The following is a 23,012-nucleotide window of genomic DNA, read 5'->3' as shown; positions in this document are numbered from 1 at the left end:
CTCGGCGGGCCGGGGTCAGGCCGGGTCCTCGACCAGGTCCGCCGACGTCACCGTCCCCGGACCGGTGTGCCCGGACAGAGCCAGCGTCAGATCCAGCTCCGCCAGCACGCACCGGATGACATGCTCCACGCCGGACTGCCCGTCCAGTCCGAGCCCGTAGACGTACGGCCGGCCGAGGAGCACGGCCCGCGCGCCGAGGGCCAGTGCCTTGAACACGTCGTCGCCGGTGCGCACCCCACTGTCGAACAGCACCGTCAGCCGGTCGCCGACCGCGTCCGCGACCCGGGGCAGCGCATCGGCCGCGGCGACCGAGCCGGCCACCTGCCGGCCGCCGTGGTTGGAGACCACCACGCCGTCCACCCCGGCGTCGGCGGCGAGTCGGGCGTCGTCCGGGTGCAGGATGCCCTTGAGCACGATCGGGCCGTCCCAGTGTTCCCGCAGGAACGCCAGGTCCGGCCAGGTGTGGCCGGCGTCCCCGAACAGGCCGAGGAAGTGCAGCACCGCCGCGTTCGGATCCTCGTGCACGGGCTTGGCGAGTCCCGCCCGGAACGCCGGGTCGGTGAAGTAGTTCGCGGTGCCCACGCCGTGCAGGAACGGCAGATACGCCTGGTCCAGGTCGCGCGGCCGCCACGCCAGCAGCGGGGTGTCCAGGGTGACCACGAGCACCGAGAACCCGGCGGCCTTCGCCCGGCTCAGAAAACTCCGCGTCACCTCACGGTCCTTGCCCCAGTACAGCTGGAACCACCGCTCGGCGTCCCCCATCGCTTCCGCCACCTGCTCCATCGGCGTGCTCGACGCCGAGGACAGGAGGTACGGCACGCCCTGCGCGGCGGCGGCCCGGGCGGCGGCGGACTCGGCGTCCGGATGCATGATCGACAGCACGCCGACGGGTGCCAGCGCCAGCGGCGCCGGGAGTGCCCGGCCGAGCACCTCGACCGACAGATCGCGCTCGGCCACGTCGCGCAGCATGCGCGGCACGATCCGGCGCCGGGCGAGCGCGGCCCGGTTGGCGCGGGCCGTGCTGCCGTCGCCCGCGCTTCCCGCCACATAGCCCACCGGGCCCGGACCGAGCCGGTGTTCGGCCAGTTCCTCCAGCCGGGTCAGGTCGGTGGGGAGCCGGGGCACGGCGCCCGACATCCCGTTCAGATAGATCTCGTACTGGAAATCAGCCCAGTGCTTCGCCATCCGGCCGTCCCGCCTCTCGTCGCTGAGTACGCGTGCAGCCCGACGATACTGGCGGGTAGTCGGGGGCTTCAGCGACGGGTGGCTGCTGTGTCCAGGATGCGGGCCAGCTCACGGGGCGTGGAGAACATCGGCCAGTGGCCGGTGTCGAGCTCGACCAGCTCCCAGCGTCCGCCGCGCAGCGCCTCGGTCACGGCGGGCAGTGGATCGCGGCCGTCCAGGAGGCACTTGATGTACGTCGCCGGCAGCTCGGCAAGTGGGCGCTTCAGCACGGCCGGTTCGGTCAGCGTGGCGGCCGGGTGCGGGGTGCCCTCGTCGATGAGACGGGCGATCTGTTCGTCGGTGAGGTCCTGGTTCGCGTAGGCCGCCGGAGGCAGGAGCGGCCACACGCCGTCGTGCTCGGCGAGAGCGGCACGGATGTGGTCGCTGGGGGAAGTCGTCGAGGAACGACACGCCGTCCGCCGGCACGTTGGAGTCGACGAACACCACGCGGCGCAGCCGGTCGCCGATCCGCTCGGCCGCCTGTCCGACCGGCACGCCCGAGTAGCTGTGCCCGACCAGGACGACGTCCCGCAGGTCCAGCCGCTCGACCTCGTCGACGATGTCCTGGACGTGGATCCGCTGCCCGGCGGGCAACTCCTTCTTCTCGGCCAGCCCGGACAGCGTGAGGGCGTGCACCTCATGGCCGGCGGCGCGCAGGTCGGCCGCCACCTCGTCCCACGCCCATGCGCCCAGCCATGCGCCCGCCACCAGCACCAAGTCGGTCATGGCCGCCAACGTACCGCATGGATCCGGCAACTACGCCTGGAGGCGGCGGAGTTGACGATTCCGGTCGCGGCCGTGCCGGACCTGCGGGCAGGCGCGCGCTCCACCACCGGGCAGCCCGCGAGGCGTTCAGCCGGTCCGGGCCATCGCCCGCACCGGCGCGCCGTCCGCCCCCGGAAGCAGCAGCGGGAAGAGGAACACCTCGACCGCCTCCGCCCCGACCAGGCGGTCCAGGCCGGTGAGGTTCTCCGCGATGACGCCGCCCGCGCCGCACAGCACCCGATGGGCCGGCAGACCGTGGCCCGCGTCCAGATCGCCGGGCCGGGGGGTCGGGTCCACGCTGAGCGCGTCCACGGCCACGGTACGGGCGCCGGTCTCGACCACGGCCCGGGCGGCCCCGGGGGTCAGCCAGGGGTGGTCGAGGCAGGCGTCGCTGCCCCAGTGCTCCGACCAGCCCGTGGCGAGGAGCAGCAGTGCGCCGGGTGTGGCCGTGAGGGCGTCGAGCGCGGGGGCTAGCAGGGCCTCGGTGATCGGCGAGCGGGCGGGCAGTCCCCGCACGTCGGCCACGACCGCGGGCCCGGCGAACCGGTCCGGCGGCAGCTCGTCCAGGCGCGGCCAGGCGTCGTCGACGTGGTACGGCGCGTCGACGTGGGTGCCGGACTGCGAACCCAGGTGCAGCGCCAGGACGTTGACGCCGTCGGCCGGGGCCCGCAGCGCGGGGGAGACCGTGACCTGAGGGTCACCGGGATACACGGGCATCCCGGTGACGATCGGCACCGACAGGTCGATCCAGGCGGTCATCGGCCGCCCTCGGCCGCGAGCGCGGGAGACGCCTCGTCCGCCGGGGTGCCGGGACCGGTGATCGGGGGCACCGGGGCCTCGACGGTACGGGCCAGCCGCGGGCCCTCGGGGCCGTACGCCGCCCGGGGCTCGGGGAACAGCCGCAGCAGCGTCAGGAAGAGGATCGCGGCCACCGCGAGCGACAGCGGCAGGCTGATGTCGACGCCGTTCGCCAGGTCGCCCAGCGGGCCGACGAACTGACCCGGGATGTTCGTGAACAGCACGCCGATCACCGCGGCCACCCACCAGGCCGTCATGCCACGCCAGTTCCAGCCGTGCGCGAACCAGTAGCGGCCGCCGCGCTGACGGCGGTTGAAGACCTGCAGCGCGTCGGGGTCGTACCAGCCGCGCCGGGTGTAGAAGCCGAGCATCATCACGACCATCCACGGCGTGGTGCAGGTGATGATCATCGTGGCGAACGTCGAGATGGACTGCACGAGGTCCAGGCCGAACCGGCCGGTGAAGATGAACGCGATGGACAACACGCCGACCAGCAGCGTCGCCTGCACGCGGGAGAGCTTCGGGAACACCGACGAGAAGTCCAGGCCGGTGCCGTAGAGCGAGGTGGTGCCCGTCGACATGCCGCCGATCAGGGCGAGCAGACACACCGGCAGGAAGAACCAGCTCGGCGAGATCGCCAGCAGCCCGCCCACGAAGTCGGGCGCGGCCGGGTCGACGTACTTCGGCGCCTTCGTCGCGATGATGCTCGCGGTCGCCAGGCCGAAGACGAACGGCAGCAGGGTCGCGATCTGGGAGAGGAACGCGGCGCCGACCACCTTGCGCCGCGGGGTGCCGGCCGGGATGTAGCGCGACCAGTCGCCGAGGAACGCGCCGAACGACACCGGGTTGGACAGCACGATCAGAGCTGCCCCGATGAACGACGGCCAGAACATCGACCTGGTCGCCGCGTCCGCCGAGGCCGTGAACACACCGGCGTACGACGGGTCGAAGTCACCGGCGAAGGCGATCGCGCCGAGCAGGAACAGCACGGTCGCCGAGGTCACCGCGATCTTGTTGACGAACAGCATGAGCCGGAAGCCGTACACGCACACCGCGAGGACCAGCCCGGCGAACAGGGCGTACGCGACGACGTACGACGGCGTGCCGCGCTCCAGGCCGAACAGCCGGTGGGCGCCGCCGACCAGGGCGTCGCCGGAGCTCCACACCGAGATGGAGAAGAACGCGACGGCCGTCAGCAGCGACAGGAACGAACCGACCACGCGGCCGTGCACGCCCAGGTGAGCGGAGGACGAGACCGCGTTGTTGGTGCCGTTGACCGGGCCGAACACGGCCATGGGGCAGAGGATCAGCGCACCCGCGACGACACCGAGGACGGTGGCCGCGAGGCCCTGCCAGAAGGAGAGTCCGAACAGGATCGGGAACGCGCCGAGTACGCAGGTGGAGAAGGTGTTGGCGCCGCCGAAGGCGACCCGGAACAGGTCCAGCGGGGTCGCGGTGCGGTCCGCGTCGGGGATGCGCTCGACGCCGTAGGGCTCGACCTCGGTGAGGGCCGGCGGCGGCGCGGTCGGCGAGTCGGGGGACTGAGGGGTCACGGAGGGCTCCAGCGAGGTCGCGGCGATGGAGCGCTGGGTCGCGCGGCGGTGGCGGACGACCGCCGGGCCGCAGGGGTGGTGCGGCGCCGGCAGGGGTCGCCCGGAGCGGTCTGCAGACGGTAAGACCGCGGTGAAGACCCCTGCCAGAGGGCGATTCATCCATCTTCGCCGTCGTCAGTGGAGGAATCGGCCACCTCCTCCGCGTCGGGTCCCTGCGCCCGTACCCGCTGGACGTGTTCCAGCGACTCGCGCAGCTCGGTGAGCCAGTCCTCGGTGTGGCGCTGGACCAGGCGCACGCACCAGGCGAGGGCGTCACTGCGGCTGCGGGCGACGCCCCCGGCGATGAGGGTGTCCAGCACCTGACGCTCCGGCTGGCGCAGCCGGGTCATGACCGGCGCGGCGACATGGGTGAACAGGGCACGCTCCGGACCGCACACCACGCCCCAGGAGACCTTGCGGCGGAACAGGTGCTCGGCCTCACGGGCCACCTCCATCCGGTCCTCGCGGGTGCGCTCGCGGAACTCCTGGATCCGGGCGCGCAGTGCCTCCTCCCGCTCGGCGTCCGAGGCGCCCTCGGCGAGCCGGGGCTCGGGGACGCGGCCGATCACGGTGATCTCCTCGCGGTCGGCGGTGACCTCGACCAGTTCCTCGAAGAGATCGTCCGGCAGACGGCCGGCGAACCAGCCGCGCAGCTTCTCTTTCTGCTCTGCTGTAATCATGTAATCAGCGTTACGCGGACGCCTTCATGAACGCAAGGAGTCGTGAAGGCGTCGTGAAAGCTTTCACTCGCGGCGAACCCGGAATGTTTCAGGCCGATTAACGAGCCGGTGATTTTCGGCCATGTGACCGCTCTCTATGATCAAGAACCGCTCAGTTGCGCGGTCAGGGTCTTCTATTTCCGTAACTTCACGCCACTGTTTCAACACGCAAGGTTACTGAAACCGGTGGGTTCGATGTGTGTTTCGGCGGCGGACTCGGCAGAGTGGCGCTCGCCGCTCCGGCGCCCACCGGGTCGGAGCCGGCAACCGTCTATCCGAGCGGAAGGATGCATACAATGCGGAACACCGCGCGCTGGGCAGCGGCCCTCGGCCTCACGGCCGCCGCCGTTTGCGGACCCCTGACCGGGGCCGCCGTCGCTGCACCGGACGCCGCCCCGTCGTCGCTCTACGCCCCCTCGGCGCTGGTCCTCACCACCGGCCACGGCAACGACGCGGCCACGGCCACCCCGGAGCGCGCCGTCACCCTGACCTGCGCCCCCACGGCCTCCGGCACCCACCCGGCAGCGGCCTCGGCCTGCGCCGAACTGCGCGGCACGGACGGCGACTTCGACGCCCTGAAGCCTGCCAGCGACGTGTGGTGCAACAAGCTGTACGACCCGGTCGTCGTCACCGTCCAGGGCGTCTGGCAGGGCAAGCGCGTCTCCTACGAGCGCACCTTCGGCAACACCTGCGTGCGGGACTCCGTGGGCGGCGGCGTCTTCGCCTTCTAGGACCGGGATCGCAGCGGACCCCGCACACGCCGGAACAGGTCCGCAACCGGGGAGTGCGGCCCCTGGAGCGGGGAACCTGCGATCTCGCACCGGAACCGACGGGCGGAGTGGGGCCGCCCGCCGGCTTCCGGGCACACAGCCGCTCCCCGGGCGGGCCCGTGGGGGGCCTTCCCGGGGAGCGGCGAAAAACAGCCGGTTTCAACCGCTGTCCTTGGTCTTGCGCCGGTGACTCGTGTCGCACCAGGGGTAACGGCGACTGTGCCGGCAGGTACACAGAGCGACCAGGAAACGGTCCGAGGACACCGCGGTGCCGTCCTCCAACTCGACCTCCACCGGCCCCTCGACGAGCAGCGGCCCCTGCCGCCGCACCGTGATCCGGCGGGCCCGGTCAGCGCGTTCGTTCGGCACGGACGACCACCAACTCCTCCTCCTGAGCGGCCGGTGCGAGCAGACCGCACCGGCGCAGCCAGTCCTCCCGCGAGCGCAGCACGGGACCCAAGGGGATCCAGCGACGCCGGACCACCGAGGCCTTCAGACTTGCGGCGCGCAGCAGTCGCAGGGTGCGCTCGGGATCGCTGAGCGCGGACTGCACGACCAGCAGCACACCTCCGGGGCGCAGCAGTACGGGCGCGTCCCGGCAGATCCGCTCCAGCACCCGCCTGCCGTCCCGGCCCGCGTCCCAGGCCCGGGCCCGGCCACGCGGCCCGCGTCCGGCCTCGGGTGCGGGGACGTACGGCGGGTTCGCGAGGATGAGGTCGTACGTACGGCCCCGGACCGGTCCGAAGAGGTTGCCGCGCCGGATCCGCACCGGCAGCCGGGTCAGCCAGGCGTTCATCCGCACCGTCCACACCGCCAGCCGGGACACGTCCACGGCGGTCACCTCGGCGCCGTGCCGGGCCGCCTCCAGGGCCAGCGCCCCGCTGCCGGTGCCGACGTCGAGCACCTGGGCGCCGGGCGCCGGGGCCTCCTCGCGGAGGGACTCGGCCAGCAACTCCGTGTCGTCCTGCGGGGCGTACACGCCCGGAAGCACCACAGCGATCACACCGCGCGAGTACCCCGACATTCAGGATGTATGGGACACCTCCGGCACCAGGGGTGTACGCAGGGACGAGCGCCCGGCGCGCCAGTCGGCGAGCAACCGCCGCGCCAGCCGGTCCTCCAGATACTCGGTGGCGTCGATCCCGAAGGTCACGTCCGCCGCGAGTTCCGGCTCCTCGGCGAGCAGCCCGCCGATCACCTGAAGGCGTACGACCTGTTCGTGGACGGCGTCCGCCTCGACATGCTCGTCGTAGAAGAACTCCGCCGCGGGGCCGGCGCCGGTGCGGCGCATGGCCTCGGCGAGCCGGCGGGAGGCCGGAGAGGAGGTGATCTCCACGTCGGCGAAGTGGCCCACCAGCGCGCCGCGCAACCCGCGGTGCAGGCCGAACAGGGACATCAGGTTGACGACGGCGAGCATCTCCGCGCGGGCCGCGTCCAGATACCGGCCGTAGGCGCTGTCCAGGCCCAGGTCCGTCATCAGCGCGGCGAACAGGCGCGCGTGGATCCGGTCGGCCCGGCCGCCGCCGAACTCGTCGAACTCCACCGCCGCCATCCCCGCCTTGGCCCGGCCCCACAGCCGCGGCAGCACCCAGGCGTGCGGGTCGGCCTCCTTCAGGTGGTACAGCGAGCGCTGGGCGGCGTACTCGCGCAGCTGCCACAACTCGCCCTCGGCGCAAAGGAAATGGCTGACGCCGCTGCCCTCGACCGGTTCGACCAGCAGCGTGGCGAGGGCGTCGTCGAGGCTGTCGTGGCCCGGCGTGTCGGCGCGCAGCCCGGACAGGAAGCGGCGCTCCAGCGCGGCGCGGACACGCAGCAGGTCCGGATCCCATTCGGCCTCGGGGCCGACGCCGGCGAAGCCCCGGTAGTGCAGTTCGTAGCAGAGGTACAGGGCGAGTTGCGGGTCGTCGCCGTAGGGATCCGCCTCCTCGGCCTCGGCGGGGCGGGGGAGCGGTCCTGCGCCGCGCAGACGGGCGGCGACCGCGGCGGAGAGGGGGCCTCGGGGCGGGGGCAGCCGGGGCCCGCGCTCATGGCTGTTCATGGGAACCGGGTACCCAGGCCCCGGGAGGGCACGGCTAGTGCCCTCCCGGGGACGGCTGCGGGTGGTGCCTCGGTCGCGGGACGGCTGCCGGTGGTGGCCGGGCGTCGGGAAGGACACCGGCGGTCGTTCGGCCCGGGAAGATCTCCGGTGTGGCTCAGCGGTCGGCGCGCACAAGCCGTGGCCACGGCTGGGGCGCATGTGTGCTGCCCCCCGGAGCTCACGGCCGGCCCCCGGCCGGTCTCCTCACTCCTCGTCCGCCTGCTCCTGCGCCTCGGTGTTCGGCGTGATGGCGTCCCCGGCCTCGCCGCCGGCGGCCCTGTCCTCGTCGCGCTTCTCGGCCTCCTCCACCTCCCGGAGCACTTCCTGCAGGGCGGTGTCGAACTGTTCCTTGCGCTCCTGCTCGTCTTCCTCGCTGGTCATGGCCTCTCCTTCCGCCGCCGTACCCCTGATCGCTGAGTTACCCGCCGACGGCGTCTCAAGCGCTCTGCCAGGGAGTGCGCCGGGGCCGCCAGGCCGGCACCGCCCGACAGTAGCGCTCGTACTCGGCGCCGAACCGTCGCACCAGTCCCGGTTCCTCGTACCAGCGGACGAACGCCCAGGTCAGCACCCAGGCGCCGGCGGCATAACCGAAGAGCACCGGGCGGGCGAGCAGCAGACCCTGCCCGATGAGTACGGCGACCACCGCGACGTAGATCGGATTGCGCACGTACCGGTAGGGGCCGCTCACCACCAGCCGCACGGGCGGCGCGACCGGCGCCGGAGTGCCGAGCCCCTCCAGGGCGAACCGGGTGAAGGCCGCCAGTATGACGACGGCACCGGCCGCCAGGGGCAGCAGACCGAGCAGCCGCAGCAGCGGCCACCAGTGGCCGGCCCGCCAGCCACCGGTCAGCCACCACGGCACCAGCACGGCCGCGCTGCCCGAGACGAGGACGAGGAACAGGGCGCTGCCGAGCGCCGCCGACGCCTTGCGCACAAGCCCACCATGCCAGGACGAGGGGCCGCCGTCTCCCTGCTGACGGCGGCCCCTCGGGCCGGATGGCGCGTGGCTGTCACATGTGGACGACCGGTGCGGCTCCCGCCTCCTGCCGCGGCACTCCGCGCCGGTAGAACAGGGAGGCGAGCACCGTGCCCGCGGCGAAGAAGCCCGCCGACCACCAGAAGGCGGTCGTGTAGCTCTCGATCGTCGCCTGTGCCCGCACCAGCTTACTGGTGGCGTCCCGGCCGGAGAGGTAGTCGGTGGCGGCGCTCGCGGCGAGGGTGTTCAGCAGTGCCGTGCCGATCGAACCGCCCACCTGCTGCATGGCGTTGACGGTCGCGGAGGCCACACCCGCGTCCTCGGCCGCGACCCCGCCGGTGGCCAGCTGCATGGCCGTCGGCATGACCAGGCCCAGGCCCACGCCGATCACGATCAGCTGGGGGAGCACGGCGCTCAGGTAGTGCGAGCCGAGTCCGATGCCGGTCAGCCAGGCCATGCCGGCCGTGGCGACGGCGAAGCCCAGCGGGATGACCGCCTTCGGGCCGATCCGGGGCAGCAGGACCGTGGTGCCCAGCTGGGCCGTGACCATCAGCGCGCCGACCATGGGCAGGAAGGCCACACCGGTCTTCGTCGGGCTGAAGCCGAGGTTGAGCTGGAGGTAGTAGGTCAGGAAGAGGAACACGCCGAACATGCCCCCGCCGGTGATCAGCACCGCGACGAAGGAGGCCGCGCGGTCGCGGTCGAGCAGGATGCGCAGCGGCAGCAGCGGATGCGCGGCCCGGGTCTGCCACCAGGTGAAGGCCGCCAGCAGCAGACCGCCCGCGATCAGGAAGCCCCAGGTCAGCGGCGAACCCCAGTGGTGGGTCTCGGCGTTGGAGAAGCCGTAGACGAGGGAGAACAGACCGGCGGCCACGAGGACCGTGCCCGGCACGTCCAGCTTGGCGTTCGCCGCGTCGCGGTGGTTGCCCAGCAGGATCCAGCCGCCCGCGAAGGCGACGACCGCGATGGCCACGTTCACGTACAGGGTCCAGCGCCAGTCGAGCGCGTCGGTCAGCACACCGCCGAGCAGCAGGCCCACGGCACCGCCGGCGCCGGCGATCGCGCCGTACACGCTGAAGGCGCGGGCCCGTTCCCGTGCGTCGGTGAACGTGGTGTTCAGCAGCGACAGCGCGGCGGGCGCGAGCAGCGCGCCGAAGGCCCCCTGCAGGGCGCGGGCGACGACCAGCATGGTGAAGCCGTTCGCGGCGCCGCCGAGCGCGGAGGCCGCGGCGAAGCCGACGACGCCGACGAGGAAGGCGGGCTTGCGGCCGAACAGGTCGGCGATCCGGCCGCCGAGCAGCAGCAGGGAGGCGAAGGCGAGGGCGTACGCCGTCACGATCCACTGCCGGTTGCCGTCGGAGAAGCCGAGGTCCGTCTGGGCGGAGGGCAGGGCGATGTTCACGATCGTGGCGTCGAGGACGACCATCAGCTGGGCGAGGGCGATGACCGCGAGGATCCACCACCGCTTGGGCGAGGCAACGCCGCCGTGTTCGATCGCGGCGGCTCCTGCTCGGGAGCCCTCGGCCAGGGTCTTCTGGGGCATGGGGAACCACTCCAGGGCAAGTCGTTCGGGTACGGGAAGGCGGACAGCTCCTAAACGAAACTGTTTCGTACACATCGTGCCTTACGGCACGCCTAGCGAAACGGCAACGTTTCTCTTCACTTCATTCCTTGACGGGCATATAACTGCCGAGGCATATTAAGGCTCGTGTCCGACACAGCGCTCTGGTCCGCCCTCGCCGACCCGCACCGGCGGGCCATCGTCGCGCTCCTGCTGGAGCGTCCCCGGTCCGTCGGGGAGATCGTCGAGGCCTGTGGGCTGAGCCAGCCGAGCACCTCCAAGCATCTGAAGGTGCTCCGGGAGGCGGGCCTGGTCCGGGTCCGGCAGGACGCGCAGCGCCGCGTCTACGCCCTCGACCCGGCACCGATCGCCGCCCTCGACGCCTGGCTGGCGCCCTACCGTCGGCTGTGGAACCGCAGCCTGGACGCCCTGGGCCGGCGCCTCGACGAGACGTCGGACGACACGTGACCCCCCCCACAGCGAAGGACTTGACGCACCATGCCCGTCGACCTCACCGGCACCTATCTGACCCTTCCGGACGGCCGCCCCGCCGTCCGCTTCAGCCGCACCTACGACCACCCGGCGGACCGCGTCTGGCGCTTCGTCACCGATCCCGACGAACTGGCCCAGTGGTTCCCCTCCCGCGCCGAGATGGAGCTGCGCCCCGGTGGCACCATCCGCTTCAGCGGCGACCCGAACATGCCCGAGTCCACCGGCCGTGTGCTCGCCGTCGACCCGCCCCGGCACCTGTCCTTCGCATGGGGCGGCGACGAACTCCACTTCGACCTGGAGGCCGTCGGTGAAGGGCGCACCCGGTTCACGCTCACCAACGTCCTCAGTGAGGCGAACACCGCCGCCCGTAACGGCGCCGGCTGGGAGGTGTGCCTCGCCGCGCTCGACGCCAAGGCGCGCAGCGAGCGCTTCGAGGGCGCGCACGCGGGGGTGAGCCCGGCCTGGAAGGAGTTCTACGACGCCTACCTCGGCGCCGGCGTGCCCTCCGGCGCGCCCGTGCCGGGCCTGGACTGACCGGCGCCCGCCGGCCGGCTCGCGAACACCCGGCGCAGGTCCGCGGACGACGCGCAGGGCCTGGGCTGCCTGGCCGAGCACACCCGTGCGCCCGAATGGCCGTCCGGGCGCACGAGGAACGCGGGCTCCCGGCGCTCGCTTACGCGCACCGGGCCCGGAACTCACCCGCCTGTCCCTCGGTACCCGAGAACTCCTCGGACTCATCGCGCAGGTGACCGTGGCCCGGGGCGCGCTCGCCCGCTGCCGGGCGGCGCCGGAGGGCGGGCCGGGCTCCACGACTGGGCTGTCGGGGACGTCTCGGCGTACGGTCGTGACGTCGGCCCCATGCCCCCGGTCCTGCTCCCCTTCCGTTCCCCGCAACCCGTGATCGTCCCGGACGCACCACCCGGCGACCCGGACCCCGTCCGTACACCGGCGGCACGCGTTCGGCGGGACTCCGCCGTGCGCGGTGTTTCAGTGTGTGGCGCCCTGGATACACCGCGAAGGTTCGGCCCCGGAGTTCGCGAGCCCGTGCCCACATGTCGCAGTGAGGTCGTCACCATGTCCCACGCCCCGCCCCCCGCAGGACCGTCGAAACGCGCCGGGCCGGTCGCGACCACCGTCCCGGACGCGGGCTCCGTCCTGGGATCCGCCGGGAACCGGGCCGCCCGTGGCGGTACCGCCCTGGTGACGGGCGCCTCCTCGGGCATCGGTGCCGTCGTCGCCCGCCGGCTCGCCGCCGAGGGAGGCTGGCGGCTGGTGCTGAACGGGCGGGACGCCACCCGCCTGGAGCAGGTGGCCGCCCCGCTCGACGCCCTGGCCGTACCGGCGGACCTGACCCGGCCGGGCGCCGACCGTCTGCTCACCGATCTGGTCCTGGACCACGCCGGCCGCCTCGACCTGCTGGTGGCGTGCGCCGGCCTGGGCTGGGCAGGCGACTTCACCGGCATGCCGCACACGCGCATCGACGAGATCGTCGGCGTCGACCTGCTGGCCACCCTGCACCTCGTGCGCGCCCTGCTGCCCCACATGGTCGCGGCCGGCTCGGGACGCATCGTGCTCATCGGGTCCGTGGCGGGCAGCGTGGGCGTGCGCGGCGAGGCCGTGTACTCCGCCGCGAAGGCCGCCCTCGCCGCCTTCGCCGACGCCCTGCGCTACGAGCTGCGCCGCACCGGCGTGGGCGTGACCCTGGTGATCCCCGGCGCGGTCGACACGCCGTTCTTCGAGCGTCGGGGCGCCCCCTACACGCGGGCATGGCCGCGCCCGGTGCCGGCCGAGCGGGTGGCGGACGCCGTCTGGGCCGCCGTCCGGCACGGCAGAGACGAGGTGTACGTCCCCGGCTGGCTGCGGTACCCCGCCCAGGTGCGCGGCGTCGCGCCCGGGCTCTACCGGTGGCTCGCCGCCCGCTTCGGGTGACCTGCCGTGCTCACCGTCACGGTGCTGCTCGCGCTGCTCGCGGCCCTGACCAACGCGTCCGCGTCCGTGCTGCAGCGCCGGGCCGCAGTGCAGGAGCGGTCCGAGGACGACGGGGCCGACGGGGGCCGCGGGGCGAGGCGGGCCGTGCGCCGGCTCGGACGGCTGCTGCGGCGCCCGTACTGGCTCGCGGGCGCCGCGCTGCTGGCGGTCTCGGGGCTGCTGCAGGCCGGGGCGCTGGCCGTGGGCAGCCTCTCCCTGGTCCAGCCGCTGCTCGCCACCGAGCTGCTGTGCACTCTCCTGGTGGGCGGTGTCGTCTTCCGGCGCCGCCCCGCCCTGTGGACCTGGCTCGCCTTCGTCGCCCTCGCCGCCGGGCTGGCCCTTTTCCTGCTGGCGGCCGCCCCGGGCGCGGGCCGGCCGACCGCGCCGCCCCAGGCCTGGCTGCTGGGCGGCGGCGGCGCGCTCGGCCTGGTCGTGCTCCTCGTGGCCGCCGCCCGTCCGACGAAGGGCGCGCTCCGGGCCGCGCTGTTCGGCCTCGCCTCCGCCGTGTGCTTCGCCGCCACCGCCGCGCTGCTCAAGGAGGCCGTGGGGCGGCTCGGACACGGGCCCGCGGCGATGTTCACCCACTGGTCGCCGTACGCCACGGCCGGTGCCGGACTCGTCGCCTTCCTGCTGCTGCAGAGCGCGCTGGGCGCCGGATCGCTCACCGCCTCCCAGCCCGCCCTCACCCTGGGCGACGCGCTCACCAGCGTCGTCCTCGGCTGGGTCCTGTTCGCCGAGGCGATCCACCTCGGGCTGCGGATGCTGCCGGAGGCGCTCGGCGTCGCGCTGATCGGGGCGGGCAGCATCGGACTGGCCCGGGCTCCGGCCGTGGGGCGGGAGTGGGACACGCGGTCACGGGACGGGAAGGAGAGCGGGAGGCGTCTGCACCGGACGCACCGGTGAGGACACGAACGGGAAGGCGGGTGGGCGATGTCCCCCATGTCCGGCCGTCCATGGCGGACCGCGGCCGTCCTGCTGCCGGCCGCCGTCGCCGCCGCGCACATCGGACCGGCGGCCACCTGGCTGCCCGGGGTGCGGCTGCTGCTGTTCCCGCGGCTCTCCGGCACCGGCCGCCGTCGGCACGTCGCGCTGACCTTCGACGACGGCCCCGACCCGCGGTCGACGCCCCGCTTCCTCGACGTGCTGGACGACCTCGGCGTGCGGGCCACGTTCTTCGTGCTCGGCGAGAACGTGGTGCGCCATCCCGCGCTGGTCCGGGAGACCGCCCGGCGCGGACACGAACTGGCCGTGCACGGCTGGACGCACGACCGTCCCTGGCTCCCCGCCCCCGCCCGGGACGCGGCCGAGGTCGCCCGGACCGTCCACGCCCTGCACGAGCTCTCCGGCCACCGCCCGCAGTGGTACCGCCCGCCGTACGGGATCCTCACCTCCGGACGCTGGCTGGCCGCACGGCGGGCCGGGCTGCGGCCGGTGCTCTGGTCGGCGTGGGGCAAGGACTGGACGGCCGAGGCCACCCCCGCGTCGGTGCGGGCCCTGGTGGCGGCGGACCTGCGCGGCGGCGGCACCGTCCTGCTGCACGACTGCGACCGGCTCGCGGCCCCCGGCTGCTGGCGCTCGGCCCTCGGCGCGCTGCCGGACCTGGTCGCGGACTGCCAGGAGGCCGGCCTCTCGGTCGGCCCCTTGCGCGACCACGAGGCACGCTGCTGAGCAGGCCGACTCGCTGCCGCGCCCCGCGCCGGGACCGGGCGACCAGCAACCCGATCCACCGGGCCCGGCAGTGACACGAGCGCCGCGCGGCGGCTCAGCTAAGGCCGAGGAACCGCCGAAGCGCCGGTCGCCGTGTCCCGGAGCCCAGGGCGAGCAGCCGCCTTGCGTGTCCGGCTTCGAGTCGCTGAGTTCAGGTGGGACGGGCGACGCACGGGGCCGGTTGTCCGGCGGTCGTCAGTGCGCCGTGTTGGCGCGTCACAGTCGCCGGAGGGACGGACTCCAGCCGGCGAGTCGCCGAGTGCAGGTCGGGCGGCCGACGCGCCGGGCCGGTTGCCCGGCGGCTGTCGGCGCCCCCGCCCCGTCACAACCCCGCCACGTGGGCCATCGGATCGCCCCGGAACAGTGCCCGTCCCCGGGCCAGCCGTTGCGTTCGCTCGGGGCTGCCTTCCCAGAGCCGGGCGAGGGCCGTCAGCAATGCGGGGCCGTCCGGGGCCAGTTCCGAGACGCCGAGGCCGGCCATCCGGCGGACGCCGTCCACCCCGTGGCCGGGCAGCGGCCGGTAGCCGATCACGGGCAGCCCGGCGGCCAGGGCCTGTACGGCGGTCTGGCCGGCCGCGTTGTCCACCAGGGCGTACGCGGCGGACAGCAGCCCGGGCATGTCGTCCACCCAGTCCAGGGCGAGCACTCCCGGCACCCGGGACACCCGCGCCCGCAGCCGCGCGTTGCGCCCGCACAGCACCACCGGCAGATAGCCGGCCCCCGCCAGCAGCCGGGCGGTGGCGTCCGGGCGGTACGCCGCGCCCCAGGCGCCCGCCGAGAGCAGGACCGCCGGCCGGCCGGGCGCCTCGCCGGCGAAACGCTCCCGCCACCGCGCCGCCCCGGGCGCCGGTGCGCGGAACCCCGGCGCGACCGCCGGGCCGGTCGTCACGGCGGGCGTGCCCAGGGCCCGGCGCACCTCGGTCGCCGCCCCGTCCGTCAGGCACAGATAACGGTCGTTGCCGGGATGCAGCCACTGCCGGTGCACGGCGAAGTCGACCAGGAACACCGCGCTCGGCACCCGCAGCCGCCCCCGGGCCCGGAGATGACCGGTGAGCTGAGCGGCCAGATGGAAGACGGACACCACCACATCGGCGTCCAGCCGCTCCACGAGCTCCGTCAGCCCGGCGGCGGCGAGCCGGGCCAGCGGCACCCCGCTCGGGCGTGGCCTCCCGCCGCCGCGCAGGAACGCGCCGTAGACGCCGGCGTACGCCCACGGGAAGTGCCGTACCGACGCCTGGTAGGAGCGGCGCAGCCCGCCGCCCAGGCCGTACGGCAGCAGGCTCAGGACGTCGGCCACCTGCGGCTCGTGTCCGTGCGCCGCGGCCCGCCGCGCCAGTTCAGCGGCCACGGTGTCGTGACCCGCGCCCATGCTCGCGCTCAGGATCAGCGGTCGCCGCCGGCCGCCCGGCGGGGCCGGTGGCGGGGAGGGCACCTCGGCAGGAGTACGCACGGGGTCCGATTCTCCGGTGGAGGCTGCCCGCAAACCGGTCACTCCGCCGCCGTGTCGCCGGACCGCGGACCCACGACACGGCATCACCGTGAGTTGCCCCGAACCCGCCGGGGTGGATGAATCGGCTCAGGACAGCGTGTGCGCGGCGAGCACGGGAGGAGCCGTGAGGTGGTGGCGGCGCGGCCTGCACCGCGCTTGGGAGTGGCTCAGGGTCGGGGCCCTGGTCGAGCGCGGCCGCGAGCTGGAACTGATGCACCGGGCCATGGGGTTCGCCACCCTGGCGCTGGTGACGCTGGCGCCGCTGCTGATCGTGGTCGCCGCCGCCGATCCCCTGGTACGGGGTGGATTCGCCTCGTGGCTCACCGACGGCATGGGCCTGTCCGGCCGGTCCGCCCGAGTGGTCACCGACGTCATCAGCCCGCCCCGCAACGTCATCGGCACCACCAGCGTCTGGGGTGGTGTCCTGCTGGCCGTCTTCGGCGTGTCCTTCGGCGGCAGCGTGCAGAACGCCTACGAACGGATCTGGACCGTGCCTCCCGGCCCCTGGCACCGGGTCTGGCGGCAGGCGACCTGGCTGGTGGTGCTCACCGCCTACCTCTACCAGGAGGTGGCGACCAAGGACGCGCTGCACGGGGGCCAGCGGATCGCGCTGTCCGCGGTGAGCGGCATCGCCTTCTTCTGGTGGGGGCAGCGCTTCCTGCTGGGCGGCCAGGTCAACTGGCGCTCCCTGCTGCCCGGTGCGCTCGCCACCGTCCTCGGCCTGGCCGGCCTACGGGCCTTCTCCTACCTCGTCTTCACCCCGCTCATCGTCACCAACGCGCTCAGCTACGGCGCCGTCGGCACCGTCCTCGTGCTCGAGTCCTGGCTGATCGGCGTCGGGTTCGTCATCTACGGCGGCGCCCTGTTCGGCCGCTGGTTCACCGAACACCACTGGACGCCGCACCACGACGACCGGGGAGACGAGGAGCGGGAACCGCGCCGGGGGAAGTACTGAACCCTCCCCGCGGCCAGGCGGCAGAATCACGTCATCTGCCGGCGCACCAGCTCGTGCAGCCGGCCGGTGGTGTCGGCGAGCAGGTCCGCCGGTGCGCCCTGCTGGACGACCTTGCCGTCCTCCATCACGACCACCCGGTCGGCGTCCAGGACCGTCGACAGCCGGTGCGCGATGACGACACGGGTGGCGTTCAGCTTGCGGGTGCTGTCGATGACGATGCGCTGCGTGTCGTTGTCCAGGGCACTGGTGGCCTCGTCGAAGAACAGGATGCGCGGGCGCCGGATCAGGGCCTGCGCGATCATCAGCCGCTGCCGCTGACCGCCCGAGATCGCGCCGTTGCCGGCCACGATCGTGTGCAGGCCCATCGGCATCCGCTTGATGTCCTCCGCGAGCCCCGCCATCTCGGCCGCCGCCATCGCCTCCTCCGGCGTGTACGGCTCGGCGCCGCAGATGACGTCCAGGATGGAACCGGTGAACGGCTGCGCGTGCTGGAGCACCACCCCGCACTGGCGGCGCACGGCCGACTGGTCGAGCGCCGCGAGGTCCTGGCCGTCGTACAGGACGCTGCCGGAGACCGGCTTGTCGAAGCCGATGAGGAGGCGGAGCAGGGTGGACTTGCCACAGCCGCTCGGGCCGACGATCGCCACGAACTCGCCCGGCCGTACGGCGAAGGAGACGTCGTCCAGGACCAGCGGGCCGTCGTCGGCGTACCGGAAGGACAGCCGCCGGGCCTCGATCGCCCCGGACAGCGGACCCGGACGGGTGCTCGACGTGCGCACCTCGGGGGTCGCCTCGAAGACCGGCTTGATCTCCTCGAACAGCGGCAGTGCCGCCACCGCCGACACGAAGGAGCCGGTCAGCTGGGTGACCGAGGTCAGCACCATCGTCACCGAGGTGTTGAAGGTGAGGAAGTCCGCCGCCGACATCGCGCCCTTCGCCGGACCCGCCAGCAGCATGAACATCAGCAGCGTGCACACCGGCAGATAGATCCCGCCGAGCACCGTGGTGAGGTTCTTGATCCGGCCGACCTTCTGCTGCAGCTCCCGGCTGCGCGCGAACTCCCGCGCCCAGGCGGCGTACGCGTAGTTCTCGGCCGCCGCCACCCGCAGCTTCGGCAGGCCGCGCAGGGTCTGGAAGGCCTGGTTGTTGAGCTTGTTGCCGAGGACCGTCAGCTTCCGCTGCCAGCGCACCTGCCACAGCCCCAGCCCCAGGAACACGGCCCCGATGACGACGAGCATGCCGAGCGCCGCCAGGGCCATCGACGAGCTGTACCAGAACAGCAGGCCCAGGTTCATCCCGCCGACGGTCACCGACTGGGCGACCACCGGGCCGACGCCCGCCAGCAGCCGGCGGATCGCGCTGATGCCCATCGCGGCACTGGCGAGTTCGCCGGTGGAGCGCTGGGTGAAGAAGCGGGTCGGCAGGCGCAGCAGCCGGTCCCAGACGGCGGGCTGGAGCGCGGCCTCGATCCGGCCCTCCAGGCGCAGGATGGAGAGGTTCTCCAGCAGCGTGAACGCCGCCGCGACCACCCCGCTCACCATCACGGCCAGACACACCTGGACGATCAGGCCCGTCTGCGCCCTCGGCACGAACTCGCCGAGCACCTTGCCGGTAGCGACCGGCACCAGCGCACCGATCGCCACCGTCACCAGACCCGCGAGGAGCAGACCCATCAGGTCGCCGCGGGTGCCCTGGAGGCTGAACCGCAGCAGGCCGAACGGCGAGAGCCCCTTGTCGGGCAGCGGCCGGTAGAACATCACGGCGCGCGGCTCGAACTCCTCCGCGTTCGCCTTCTCGATCGGCGTCTCGCGTCCGGTGCCGGGGTGCACGGCCACATACCCGCCGCGCCGCCACAGCAGCGCGACCGGCGCCCCCGACAGCGCCCGGTGCCCGACCAGCGGGCCCACGTTCTCCCGCCACCAGCGCCCCTGCAGCCGTACGGCCCGCGTACGCACCCGGGAGGCGAGCGCCACCCGTTCGACCGGGTCGAGGCGTTCGCTCTCGGTGCCGCTCTGCGCGGGCTCGGCGAGGGTGATCCCGGCCGCCTCGGCGACCAGCTTGCAGGCCGCGTAGCCGGCGTCGGCGTCGGCGGCCGTCGTCCGGCGGGCCGAGCGCTTGCCGATGGAGGCCAGCAGGGTCCGGTCGGCCTGGGCGCGCACCGCCTCACCGGCCTTGATCCCGGCGGCCGTACGGGTCTCGTGGGTGCGCTCCAGCTGCTCGATCCACCGGTCCAGCGCGGTCAGCAGCCGGTACTGCTGGTCGACCATGGTCTGCCACAGCGCCGGGTCCATCAGCAGGTCGGCGACGGCCTCCGCGCCGTACAACGAGCCGTACTGGACGCTCCCCGGCGGCACCTGCATCCAGAACACGTCGTCGTCGGTCGGTGCGGCCGCCCGGTCCTCCGCCATGGGCGCCTGGAACAGCACGGACAGGCCGCGGCCGACGCCGAGCGCGACCGCGTACTCCAGCGGGCTGGTGGCGGGCGGCACGTACTGGGGGTTGCCGTACTCGTCGTACGACCAGGTCTGGGTGTTCGCCGGCTGGTACAGCTCGCGCAGATTGATCCGGTGCACCACGCAGTCCCGGACCGGGCGGGCCACCAGGGTGTGCTGGGGGCCCGCAACCGGGCCGAGCAGCAGCGCGCCCGCCTCCAGCCGGCCCAGGTGGTGCCAGTGGCCCTGCTGGACGGCGTCCACCGCGAACAGGTCCAGGGCACCGGCCGCGACCAGCCACAGCACCTGCGGGCCTTCCAGGTCCAGCCGGTTGAACCCGGCGCAGTCGATGCGGGTGCCCATGGACCCCAGCGCACCGAGAACGAGGTCGCCTTCGCCGACGGTCGTCATCTCATCGCTCCCTGACCAGCGCGGCGTACGCGCCACCGTGCGCCACCAGCTCCTCGTGCCGCCCGCGCTCCACGACCGTGCCGTGCTGGAGCACCACGATCTCGTCGCTGTCGCGGACCGTGCTCAGCCGGTGCGCGATCACCACACAGGCGCAGCCGCGCCGGCGCAGGTTGTCCATCACGATCAGCTCGGTCTCCGCGTCCAGCGCGCTGGTCACCTCGTCCAGGACGAGGATGCTCGGCCTGCGCACCAGGGCCCGGGCGATTTCGAGCCGTTGCCGCTGGCCGCCGGAGAAGTTGTGGCCGTCCTGCTCGACCTTGCTGTGGATGCCGCCGGGCCGGCGCATCACCACGTCGTACAGGGCCGCGTCCTTCAGCGCCTCCACCACGGCCTCGTCCGGGATCGACGGGTCCCACAGCGCCACGTTGTCGCGGACCGAGCCCTCGAAGAGGAACACGTCCTGGTCGACGAAGGAGACGGAGGCGGCGAGCGCGCCGCGCGGGATGTCCTCCAGGCGGCGGCCGTCGATGCGGATCACCCCGTCCCACGGGGCGTACAGGCCCGAGATCAGCCGGGACACCGTGGACTTGCCGCTGCCGGAACCGCCGACCAGTGCCACCTGCTCACCCGGTCCCACGGTGAGGTCGAAGCCGCTCAGCAGGGGCTTGTCCAGCGGGCTGTAGCCGAAGGTGACGTTCTCCAGCTCGACGTGCCCCTGCAGCCGGCGCGTGGAGTCGCCGCTGCCCCGGCGGGCGTAGAGCGGGTCGGCCTGGAAGTTCTCCACGTCCTTCAGCCGGGCCACGTCGGCCGCGAAGTCCTGGATGCGACCCGCGACACCGTTGAGCCGGGTGAGGGGCGCGGTGAAGCGGGTGACCAGCGCCTGGAAGGCGACCAGCAGACCCACCGAGATGTGCCCCTCGACCGCGCGCAGTCCGCCGATCCACAGGATCAGCGCGCTGTTGAACGTGGCGAGCGTCGGCGCGACCACCCCGAGCCAGGCGCTCGGCACCCCGAGCCGCTGCTGCTCCTCCAGGGTGGTGGCGTGCTGACCGGCCCACTTGCGGAAGAAGCCGTCCTCGCCACCGGTCGCCTTCATCGTCTCGATCAGCTGAAGACCGGTGTACGACGTGTTGGTGAGCCGTGCCGTGTCCGCGCGCAGCTTCGCCGTACGGGTCGCGCGCAGCCGAACGACCAGCCGCATCGCCACCACGTTGAACAGGGCCACGCCGATGCCGACGAACGTCAGCTGCGGGTCGTAGGTGTAGAGCAGGACGGCGTACAGGACGACGACGATCGCGTCCACGCCGGCCGCCGCCAGGTCGCGGGCCAGGGTCTCGGCCACCTGGTCGTTGGACTGCAGGCGCTGCACCAGGTCGGCGGGGGAGCGCTGGGCGAAGAACGTCACCGGCAGCCGCAGCAGATGGCGCAGGAAGCGGGCACTGGAGAGGGTGGAGGAGATGATCCGGCCGTGCAGCAGATTGGCCTGCTGGAGCCAGGTCAGCACCAGGGTGAGCAGCACACAGGTGCCCATCGAGGCGAACAGCACGCCCAGCAGGGAGGTCTGGCCGCCGATGAGGAAGGTGTCGATGTAGGTGCGGCTGAGCGCGGGCACCGCGGCGCCGACCGCGACCAGCAGCAGGCTCGCCAGGACGGCGGCGGGCAGGGTGCCGGCGGTGCCGCGCAGCCGGGCCGGCATCGCACCGAGCACGCCGGGCTTGCGCCCGCCCTTGCTGAAGCCGTCGCCCGGCTCCATCACCAGCACCACGCCGGTGAAACTGCCGTCGAACTCCTCCATGGGCACGAAACGGCGGCCCTTGGCGGGATCGTTGATGTACACGCCGCGCCGGCCGAAGCGGCGGCCCATGCCGTCGAAGACGACGTAGTGATTGAACTCCCAGAACAGGACGGCCGGTGCCTGCACCTCGGCGAGGGCGGCCAGGTCCATCTGCATGCCCTTGGCCGTCAGGCCGTAACTGCGGGCCGCCTTCAGCAGGTTGGAGGCGCGCGAGCCGTCGCGGGAGACACCGCAGGCGATGCGCAGCTCCTCCAGCGGGACGTGCCGGCCGTAGTGGCCGAGGACCATGGCGAGGGAGGCGGCGCCGCACTCGACGGCCTCCATCTGGAGGACGGTGGGCGTACGGACCGTGCCGCCACGGGGCTTGGGGACCGGCCGCTTGGCCGGGGCGGCGCGTCGGCGGCCGCGTTCCTGGGTGGCAGTCACGGGAGCAGCCAATCGACGGGGTGCTGGTCGGCCAGCCTGATCGAACCGGAGGCGAGCGTCATGGAGTCGAGCCGGAACGGCGGCCCGTCGGTGGTGGACCAGCGGTAACCGCTCTTGGTGGACTGCGACTTGTCCAAGGCCACCAGTACGGCCACCGGGCGGCCCTTGCCGGTGAACTGCTGCCCGAGCTGGCTGTCGCCGAGGAACGCGGAGATCGACTGCGCGGACTGCGCCGTGCGGTCCACCGACTTCACCTGGCCGCGCAGCACGCCGTAGGTCTGCGTGGGCACCGAGGAGACCGTGAGGTCGACGGAGGCGTGTGCCGGGATGGCGGCGGCGTTCTCGGCGGGCACGTACACGGTGGCGTACAGCGGGTCGGAGGCGTGGGCGACCTTCTCCACCGCGGCGACATTGGTGCCGGTCTGGATGATCTGCCCGATGGTGGCGGCGAGCGCGGTGACGCGGCCCGCGGCGACCGTACGGACCACCGAGTCGCCCTGGCTCGTACGGACCTTGAGGACCGGGGCGTTCGCGGGCAATCGCTCGCCCTGCTGGGCGAGGACGGCCGTGACCTGGCCGGAGACCGGGCTCTGCAGCAGATAACTGCCCTGTCCGTGGGTGAGGATGGCCGGTGCGCTCACCGTGGAGGCGACCGAACCGGTCACCGCCCAGACGGAGGCCGCCGCCATGACGACGACGGTGACACCGAGGGCGAGCCAGCCCTGGGGACGGGCCAGCCGCACCGGAAGGTCCAGCTCTTCCGGCGACTGGAGCTTGGCGAGGGCCTGTTGGCGGAACTGCACGGAACTTCCCTCACCTGTGGGAGAGACGCGGGTGTTTCAGGGCATCGATGAG

The 23,012-nt window shown here is 73.2% G+C and carries 22 protein-coding genes; 7 read left to right on the top strand and 15 right to left on the bottom strand.

The genetic code is table 11. The annotated features are described in order from the left end of the window. Positions 1 to 15 precede the first annotated feature (15 nt). The 5 genes from ACWCQS_RS21780 to ACWCQS_RS21760 all read right to left on the bottom strand — a co-directional run bounded on the left by ACWCQS_RS21780 (position 16) and on the right by ACWCQS_RS21760 (position 5,059). The gene (locus ACWCQS_RS21780) at positions 16 to 1,185 is read right to left on the bottom strand and encodes a lactate 2-monooxygenase (RefSeq protein WP_451005952.1); all 1,170 of its coding nucleotides are present in this window, start codon (positions 1,183 to 1,185) and stop codon (positions 16 to 18) included. Positions 1,186 to 1,293: 108 nt separating this feature from the next. Then, positions 1,294 to 1,950 carry an alpha/beta fold hydrolase gene (locus ACWCQS_RS21775; RefSeq protein WP_451005951.1) on the bottom strand — a complete coding sequence of 219 codons (657 nt, stop codon included), beginning with the start codon at positions 1,948 to 1,950 and terminating at the stop codon, positions 1,294 to 1,296. 126 nt (positions 1,951 to 2,076) lie between these two features. Continuing rightward, positions 2,077 to 2,748 carry a cyclase family protein gene (locus tag ACWCQS_RS21770; protein ID WP_451005950.1) on the bottom strand — a complete coding sequence of 224 codons (672 nt, stop codon included), beginning with the start codon at positions 2,746 to 2,748 and terminating at the stop codon, positions 2,077 to 2,079. Next, complete coding sequence (locus tag ACWCQS_RS21765; protein WP_451005949.1) at positions 2,745 to 4,340, bottom strand: purine-cytosine permease family protein; 1,596 nt, start codon at positions 4,338 to 4,340, stop codon at positions 2,745 to 2,747. The genes ACWCQS_RS21770 and ACWCQS_RS21765 overlap by 4 nt, the downstream gene beginning before the upstream one ends. Positions 4,341 to 4,495: 155 nt before the next feature. Then, complete coding sequence (locus tag ACWCQS_RS21760; RefSeq protein ID WP_451005948.1) at positions 4,496 to 5,059, bottom strand: hypothetical protein; 564 nt, start codon at positions 5,057 to 5,059, stop codon at positions 4,496 to 4,498. A 335-nt stretch (positions 5,060 to 5,394) separates the two neighbouring features. Here ACWCQS_RS21760 and ACWCQS_RS21755 point away from each other — a divergent pair, with 335 nt between their 5' ends. Then, on the top strand, positions 5,395 to 5,829 hold the full coding sequence (locus tag ACWCQS_RS21755) for a protease inhibitor (protein WP_451005947.1): 435 nt from the start codon (positions 5,395 to 5,397) through the stop codon (positions 5,827 to 5,829). Between the two features lie 198 nt (positions 5,830 to 6,027). On the opposite strand, the gene ACWCQS_RS21750 is transcribed toward ACWCQS_RS21755, so the two are convergent. From ACWCQS_RS21750 to ACWCQS_RS21725, 6 genes are all read right to left on the bottom strand, one after another. Then, positions 6,028 to 6,237, bottom strand: coding sequence for a CDGSH iron-sulfur domain-containing protein (locus ACWCQS_RS21750; RefSeq protein ID WP_451005946.1), 210 nt, complete (start codon positions 6,235 to 6,237; stop codon positions 6,028 to 6,030). Further along, positions 6,218 to 6,892: a HemK2/MTQ2 family protein methyltransferase gene (locus ACWCQS_RS21745; RefSeq protein WP_451005945.1), complete on the bottom strand. Its 675-nt coding sequence runs from the start codon at positions 6,890 to 6,892 to the stop codon at positions 6,218 to 6,220. The genes ACWCQS_RS21750 and ACWCQS_RS21745 overlap by 20 nt, the downstream gene beginning before the upstream one ends. Further along, complete coding sequence (locus ACWCQS_RS21740; protein ID WP_451005944.1) at positions 6,893 to 7,906, bottom strand: iron-containing redox enzyme family protein; 1,014 nt, start codon at positions 7,904 to 7,906, stop codon at positions 6,893 to 6,895. It abuts the gene before it with no gap. 243 nt (positions 7,907 to 8,149) lie between these two features. Next, on the bottom strand, positions 8,150 to 8,326 hold the full coding sequence (locus ACWCQS_RS21735; protein ID WP_451005943.1) for a hypothetical protein: 177 nt from the start codon (positions 8,324 to 8,326) through the stop codon (positions 8,150 to 8,152). 55 nt (positions 8,327 to 8,381) lie between these two features. After that, positions 8,382 to 8,879, bottom strand: a complete 498-nt coding sequence (locus tag ACWCQS_RS21730) for a methyltransferase family protein (protein WP_451005942.1) — start codon at positions 8,877 to 8,879, stop codon at positions 8,382 to 8,384. A gap of 76 nt (positions 8,880 to 8,955) precedes the next feature. Continuing rightward, a complete protein-coding gene (locus ACWCQS_RS21725; protein WP_451005941.1) occupies positions 8,956 to 10,464 on the bottom strand; it encodes an MFS transporter in 1,509 nt (502 codons plus the stop codon). A gap of 165 nt (positions 10,465 to 10,629) precedes the next feature. Between ACWCQS_RS21725 and ACWCQS_RS21720 the strand changes: the two genes are divergently transcribed. From ACWCQS_RS21720 to ACWCQS_RS21700, 5 genes are all read left to right on the top strand, one after another. Beyond that, complete coding sequence (locus ACWCQS_RS21720; RefSeq protein WP_450983613.1) at positions 10,630 to 10,950, top strand: ArsR/SmtB family transcription factor; 321 nt, start codon at positions 10,630 to 10,632, stop codon at positions 10,948 to 10,950. A gap of 30 nt (positions 10,951 to 10,980) precedes the next feature. Further along, positions 10,981 to 11,508, top strand: a complete 528-nt coding sequence (locus tag ACWCQS_RS21715; protein WP_451005940.1) for an SRPBCC family protein — start codon at positions 10,981 to 10,983, stop codon at positions 11,506 to 11,508. 540 nt (positions 11,509 to 12,048) lie between these two features. Beyond that, positions 12,049 to 12,903 (top strand): SDR family NAD(P)-dependent oxidoreductase, encoded by an 855-nt coding sequence (locus tag ACWCQS_RS21710; protein WP_451005939.1) that lies wholly within the window; start codon positions 12,049 to 12,051, stop codon positions 12,901 to 12,903. A 6-nt stretch (positions 12,904 to 12,909) separates the two neighbouring features. Continuing rightward, positions 12,910 to 13,845, top strand: a complete 936-nt coding sequence (locus tag ACWCQS_RS21705; protein ID WP_451005938.1) for a DMT family transporter — start codon at positions 12,910 to 12,912, stop codon at positions 13,843 to 13,845. A 27-nt stretch (positions 13,846 to 13,872) separates the two neighbouring features. Then, positions 13,873 to 14,610, top strand: a complete 738-nt coding sequence (locus ACWCQS_RS21700; protein ID WP_451005937.1) for a polysaccharide deacetylase family protein — start codon at positions 13,873 to 13,875, stop codon at positions 14,608 to 14,610. Between the two features lie 361 nt (positions 14,611 to 14,971). On the opposite strand, the gene ACWCQS_RS21695 is transcribed toward ACWCQS_RS21700, so the two are convergent. Further along, positions 14,972 to 16,018 carry an MGDG synthase family glycosyltransferase gene (locus ACWCQS_RS21695; RefSeq protein ID WP_451006195.1) on the bottom strand — a complete coding sequence of 349 codons (1,047 nt, stop codon included), beginning with the start codon at positions 16,016 to 16,018 and terminating at the stop codon, positions 14,972 to 14,974. 244 nt (positions 16,019 to 16,262) lie between these two features. Between ACWCQS_RS21695 and ACWCQS_RS21690 the strand changes: the two genes are divergently transcribed. Beyond that, positions 16,263 to 17,093, top strand: coding sequence for a ribonuclease BN (locus ACWCQS_RS21690; RefSeq protein WP_451005936.1), 831 nt, complete (start codon positions 16,263 to 16,265; stop codon positions 17,091 to 17,093). 26 nt (positions 17,094 to 17,119) lie between these two features. Here the strand turns inward: ACWCQS_RS21690 and ACWCQS_RS21685 are convergent, their stop codons facing one another. From ACWCQS_RS21685 to ACWCQS_RS21675, 3 genes are read right to left on the bottom strand one after another with little or no spacing between them, the layout of a single operon-like run. Further along, entirely contained in the window at positions 17,120 to 19,936 is a 2,817-nt protein-coding gene (locus ACWCQS_RS21685) for an NHLP bacteriocin export ABC transporter permease/ATPase subunit (protein ID WP_451005935.1), read from the bottom strand. Position 19,937: 1 nt separating this feature from the next. Further along, complete coding sequence (locus ACWCQS_RS21680) at positions 19,938 to 22,157, bottom strand: NHLP family bacteriocin export ABC transporter peptidase/permease/ATPase subunit (protein ID WP_450983620.1); 2,220 nt, start codon at positions 22,155 to 22,157, stop codon at positions 19,938 to 19,940. Beyond that, positions 22,154 to 22,960 (bottom strand): HlyD family efflux transporter periplasmic adaptor subunit, encoded by an 807-nt coding sequence (locus tag ACWCQS_RS21675; RefSeq protein WP_451005934.1) that lies wholly within the window; start codon positions 22,958 to 22,960, stop codon positions 22,154 to 22,156. Before ACWCQS_RS21675 ends, ACWCQS_RS21680 begins: the two co-directional genes overlap by 4 nt. Between the last annotated feature and the right edge of the window lie 52 nt (positions 22,961 to 23,012).

This window comes from Streptomyces sp. NPDC002076 (assembly GCF_053593835.1).
Note: the sequence above shows the minus strand (reverse complement) of the source record. Positions and strands in the feature narration are given on the sequence as shown.